Below are 5,464 nucleotides of genomic sequence, written 5' to 3'. Positions count from 1 at the left end.
TGATCAACAACATCACGGGGCAGATCAACCTGCTCGCGCTCAATGCCACGATCGAATCCGCGCGCGCCGGCGAAGCCGGCCGCGGCTTCGCCGTGGTCGCTTCCGAGGTCAAGAGCCTCGCCAACCAGGCCAAGCAGGCGACCGACAAGATCGGCCAGGAGATCGGCAGCCTCAACAGCATTTCCGGCGACGTCGTCAACGCTCTGAGTACGATCAAGCAGGCGATCAACAATGTCAGCGAGTACGTGACATCGACCGCCGCTGCGATCGAGGAGCAGAGCACGGTGACGAACGAGATGTCGACCAGCATGCAGCGTGCGGCGGCAGAAGCCGCCGCGATGGCGAGCCGCGCGTGATCAGACCTGTCGCATTCTCCGAACATCCTGTTGTCCCAATCGGTCAGGCCGACGGCTGAACACGGAACAGGAAAGGCGCCGGAGAGCAGAGTAGCCCTTTGCGGTGCCCTGCCTCTCACCGCTCTCTGAAGCGGACTGGCTTTTGGGGTCGATTGCCGCAGCTCGTTCATCCCTGCCGCCCTGGGGGTGAGGGACTGCACCTCCGTCGTTTCAGCGAGCGCGGATTTTCCTTGCTGGTCGCTGCGCGCCGCAACTGCCGCTCGCTTGGCGCGGCCCTGACTGTGATTTAGATTACACAGGCCGGCTGGTTGCCCCGGTAGATTTGTGTCGTTCAAGTGCTGCTTCCGGTCTCCGATATTGCGAGTGGGCTTTCGTATGCTTCGCAATTTATTCTATTGCCTTGCCATTCTTGTCCTTGCTGGCCCCGCAGCCGCCGTCGATCGCGTCAAGGGCGACGCGAACCCCGCCATTGCCACCGCTTCCGAGGCGATACGGCGAGATCCCAGGGACGCGACCGCTTACTACAACCGAGGGAACGCTTACGCCGCCAGCGGCGATACGGACCGCGCGATAGCCGACTACACGGCCACGATCCGGCTCGATCCGGCCAATGCGAACGCGTACTACAACCGGGGCAACGGTTACAGCATCAAGGGCGACACGGATCGGGCCATTGCCGACTACACCGAAGCAGTGCGCCTTCAACCCACGAATGCGAACGCGTATTTCAACCGCGGAAACGCCCACGGCAACAAGGGCGACACCGACCGCGCCATTGCGGACTATACTGAAGCGATACGCGTCGATCCCACCTATGCGAACGCCTATGTCAATCGCGGGCTGGCCTACGAAAAGCGCGGCGATGTCGCGAAGGCACGGGCCGACTTCAACGCCACGCTCGGGTTGGCTCATGGCGCCACGAAATGGGCACAGGACAAGGCGCGCGAGCGGCTTGCCGTCCTGCCTTCGCCGCGACCAGCAACAGTCTTGGTCGAGAAAAGCAATGTCGCCCCGGCGGTCGTAGCTTCCGACGTGTCGAGCAGTGAGCGTCGCATCGCGCTCGTCATCGGCAATTCGGCTTACGAAAACGTCGCGGCGCTGCCGAACCCCGTACGTGACGCGAGTCTCGTCGCCGACGTGCTGAAGCTCACGGGGTTCGAATCGGTTACCCTGCTGACCAATCTCCGCAAGGATGCGCTGGTGAGCGCGCTGCGCGAGTTCGCTGCACGTGCAGAATCGGCGGATTGGGCCGTGGTGTATTATGCCGGACACGGCATGGAGGTCGGTGGGGTCAATTATCTCATTCCGACGGACGCCAGAATCGCGGCGGATCGTGAGATCGGATTTGAAGCCGTGCCGGTCGATCAGGTCCTCAACGCGGCGGAGCGCGCCAGGAAGCTGCGCCTCGTCATTCTCGATGCCTGCCGCGACAACCCGTTCGCAAGCCAGATGAGGCGCACGATGACGGTGGCGTCGCGCTCGGTGTCGCGAGGTCTGGCGCCGGTCGAGCCGGAGGCGGGAACGCTGGTGGTCTACGCCGCCAAGGATGGCGAGACCGCACTCGACGGTGACGGGACCAACAGTCCGTTCGCTGCCGCCTTGGTCAAAAATCTTCCGACGCCAGGCCTCGAAGTCCGCAGGCTGTTCGATTTCGTCCGCGACGACGTCATGGAAGCGACCGGCCGCAGGCAGAAGCCGTTCAGCTACGGCTCAATCTCAGGACGGCAGGACTTCTATTTCGTGGCTGGCAAGTGACGTCGGCCTTGGTAGAATTAAGCCGGAGCTTTACCGAAGTGCCTGCAGGAATGAGCAAGGGCTAGGGCGTCGTTTCGGCTTGGCGAGCGATGCCGTGCCATATGGCATCCTTGAGAGCGATGAATGAGGGCGGTGGAATGGTCGGCGGATCGGCCGCTCGCCGCTCCCGGCACCAGGACGGCGACGTGGATCTCGCCATCCGTATAGTAGGGGTCGCCGCCACCGTTTCGGCCGAACAGAGTGGGGCCTATGCCGGAGATCTGAAAGAAACTGCTGACGACGCGGGCCGTTCGCAGGTCGGCCATCAGGAGATCCCGCTCGGCATCGATGTTGGCCGCGATGTGATGGGTGACCTGTCCCGTATCGTGGCTCAGCCCGACGCCTCGGTCGAAAGTTGCCGAACCGAGCCAGACCGGTCGACCGTCATCACCCTTTTCGAGGGCCTTCCAGAACCGAACGTGATTCCGCCGGTCTGCACTTTTCCCTGCAGGCTTCTCGAACGCGTATTGCTCCTTCTTTCCCAGATAGTAGAGCGGGCTGACCGGCGCGTCGCGATACGGTCGATCCAGTACCACACTCCCGACGATCTCGATGCTTGATCGCAGCGTCACGGCGTCGGCCGCAGACCATCCCGCCGCGTTCATGGCGCGGACGACATCTCCGCCCTCACCAACAAGTCCAACGTTCAGAGGGTCACCAGGGATATCGTCCGATGTCCTGGTGAGCATCGGCAACGAAGCGAGCCCCGCTTCGTGTTCGTGGTGAATCCACAGGGTGGGCACCAAAACATATGCGAGGGCTAGATAGACGAGCACAACAAAGACCAGCACGAAAGGCCACCGTCGCTTCCTCGTCCCGGTCTTCGCGGAATTGGTCATGCGGTATCGTTCGAGCCAGTATACGCGACAGCATACCTATCCACCATAGTCCGTGACAACGTCCGGTGCGAGGTTTGCGCCCGCAGGGGCGTGCGTCAGGCCGATGGCCCGTTCTCGCCGAAAATCTCATTCGTCGGTCGAGCCCCCGCGACTCAGCGCGGCGCCACGTCGGCGCGATTGAGCGACTCCAGCGTCGAGGCGTTCGCGCAATAGCCGTGATAGTTCTCCGCGGCGGTGCCGTCGGCGAGATCGCGGTCGCACTGTCCCTTGTGATCGCAGAGCGAGCAGACCCGCTCCATGTCGCGAAGCAGCAGCGGCTGCGCGCGGCCGAGGCCTTCGGCGTTGATGCCGAGTTGTTCGAGCATCTTCGGCAGCTCGTCGGCGGCATGCTGGCCGTGACGGACCAGTTCCTCCAGGTCGTCGGGCGCGATCCTGAGATCGTTGGCGATCCGGTCGAAATCGGCGCGATCAAGCTGCCGCATCTCGTTCACCTCCCGGCGATGCTTCAGCCAGCTCGCAAAGGAGTCGATGAGGTCCTGGACGATGGGATAGGGTCTGGTTGCGGTGCTCATGCGAGGCTCCGTTCGGGTCGTGGAATTGGAGCCAGATTAGGCACAATGGTGCAAAGGCACGTTGCGCTGGATCAAATCGAGAATGATGCAAAAGCCCCGACGCGCCGCAGCCTCTTACGCTGCCATGCAATCGCTCCACCCGGAGGCGGCTTACGCAAACCGCTCCGCCGCCCATGCATACAGGCTGCCCGGGATCGGCTTTTCACCGCCGCGGCCCTTGGGCGAGATGTGCAGGCCGATGATGTCGGGGTTGGCGACGAGGCCGAGATAGCTCGAAGGGTCGAAGAACAGTTTCGGCTCGGCGTGCACGGCATAGAACGACTGCTTCGGCAGCGCGCAAGCCAGCTCGCCGGTGCGGCGCGCGAGCGCGGTGAGGGCGGCCGGCCCGTAGATCGCGACGCGAATGTCGGAGAGGCGGCCCGAGCCGCCGCGCAGGCGGCGCATCATGAAGGTGATGCGATGACGCAAGGACAGCCAGTTCGGCGTCAGCTCCTCCTGCTCCATCAGTTCCTCGAAAGCGGCGACGATGCCGTGTTCGGGCGGCAGATAGATCACGGAATTGCCGAGCTGGCGCGGCCGCTCCCAGGCGAAATAGGGTTTCGCCGGATCGATCTCGACGGGTTTCAGGAGCAGCACGTCGGCATCGAGCCAGAGGCCGAGACCCTTCGCCATCAGCTTCATGCGGAAGAAGTCGCTGAACTGAAGGATGGTCCAGTCGCGCCAGCTGCCGTCCGGCTGCGGCGGGCGCAAGCGTTCGGAGAAGGCGTGCGGCAGGATCGCCTCGGCATCCGCATTTGCGACGCCCGCGGGAAGGCCGGGAATGGTGTCGAAGCTGTAGACCGTGACCTTGTGGCCGGCCGCCAGCTGCGAGCGCAGACAGGTCTGGCGCAGCGCGTCCATCGGGCCGTGCCAGAAGGTGACGATCTCGGGCAGCATGTGCGGGAGCTATAAGGGATAACGCGGACAAAGAAAAAGCCCCGGCGCCATCAGCACCGGGGCTCGAACGAAAACGCGAGATCAAGCCCAGGCGCGCTCGCGCTTGAGCTTCTCTTCGTAGGTGTCGATCGAGGCCTTCTTCTCCATCGTGAGGCCGATGTCGTCGAGGCCGTTGATCAGGCAGTGCTTGCGGAACGGATCGATCTCGAACTTGACGGTGCCGCCGTCGGGACCGCGGATCTCCTGGTTCGGCAGGTCGATCGTCAGCGTCGCGTTGGCGCCGCGCTCGGCGTCGTCGAACAGCTTGTCGAGGTCTTCCTGGCTGACGCGGATCGGCAGGATGCCGTTCTTGAAGCAGTTGTTGTAGAAGATGTCGCCGAACGAGGTCGAGATCACGCAGCGGATGCCGAAATCGAGCAGCGCCCAGGGCGCATGCTCGCGGCTCGAGCCGCAGCCGAAATTGTCGCCGGCCACCAGCACCTTCGCATTGCGATAGGCGGGCTGGTTGAGGACGAAGTCCGGATTTTCGCTGCCGTCGTCCTTGTAGCGCTGCTCGGAGAAGAGCCCCTTGCCAAGGCCGGTGCGCTTGATGGTCTTGAGGTACTGCTTCGGAATGATCATGTCGGTGTCGACATTGATGATCTTCAGCGGCGCCGCGACGCCTTCCAGCGTGGTGAACTTGTCCATGGTTGCGCTTTCCCGGGTGGGTCTGGAGGAACGGGTATTTATCGCGATCGGGGCGGGAATCCTAGGCCGAATTCGGCAGGGCTAGCCTGCTCAGCGAGTTTGAGACCGGACTGGCGCGGCGTCGGGACGTCACCTCTCCCGCCTGCCTGCGGGAGAGGTCGCGCCGAAGGCGCGGGCGAGGGCTCTCTCCTCTAGGGGCGGTCCCGTTGCGGAGACACCCTCTCCCCAACCCTCCCCCGCCAGCGCAGGCCATCGCATATGGCTCGTTGTGGCGGCCTGC

6 protein-coding genes are annotated in these 5,464 nt (G+C 63.6%); 2 read left to right on the top strand and 4 right to left on the bottom strand.

All coding sequences use genetic code 11. The features are described from left to right. Positions 1-356, top strand: a 356-nt coding sequence (locus AX729_RS26485; RefSeq protein ID WP_245325387.1) for a methyl-accepting chemotaxis protein, incomplete at its 5' end; no start/stop codon positions are given. A gap of 375 nt (positions 357-731) precedes the next feature. Continuing rightward, positions 732-2,111, top strand: a complete 1,380-nt coding sequence (locus AX729_RS26480; RefSeq protein WP_061027182.1) for a caspase family protein — start codon at positions 732-734, stop codon at positions 2,109-2,111. 17 nt (positions 2,112-2,128) lie between these two features. On the opposite strand, the gene AX729_RS26475 is transcribed toward AX729_RS26480, so the two are convergent. The 4 genes from AX729_RS26475 to leuD form a co-directional block, all read right to left on the bottom strand. Then, positions 2,129-2,989: an LssY C-terminal domain-containing protein gene (locus AX729_RS26475; protein ID WP_197433675.1), complete on the bottom strand. Its 861-nt coding sequence runs from the start codon at positions 2,987-2,989 to the stop codon at positions 2,129-2,131. 152 nt (positions 2,990-3,141) lie between these two features. Next, a complete protein-coding gene (locus AX729_RS26470; RefSeq protein WP_061027181.1) occupies positions 3,142-3,561 on the bottom strand; it encodes a DUF6455 family protein in 420 nt (139 codons plus the stop codon). 150 nt (positions 3,562-3,711) lie between these two features. Beyond that, positions 3,712-4,497 carry a glycosyltransferase family 32 protein gene (locus tag AX729_RS26465; RefSeq protein ID WP_061027180.1) on the bottom strand — a complete coding sequence of 262 codons (786 nt, stop codon included), beginning with the start codon at positions 4,495-4,497 and terminating at the stop codon, positions 3,712-3,714. An 81-nt stretch (positions 4,498-4,578) separates the two neighbouring features. Next, a complete protein-coding gene (gene leuD, locus AX729_RS26460) occupies positions 4,579-5,184 on the bottom strand; it encodes a 3-isopropylmalate dehydratase small subunit (RefSeq protein WP_061027179.1) in 606 nt (201 codons plus the stop codon). Between the last annotated feature and the right edge of the window lie 280 nt (positions 5,185-5,464).

The sequence above is a fragment of the Bradyrhizobium sp. CCH5-F6 genome (assembly GCF_001556045.1).
Classification (GTDB): domain Bacteria; phylum Pseudomonadota; class Alphaproteobacteria; order Rhizobiales; family Xanthobacteraceae; genus Bradyrhizobium.
This window is presented reverse-complemented; position numbering and strand designations above follow the sequence as displayed.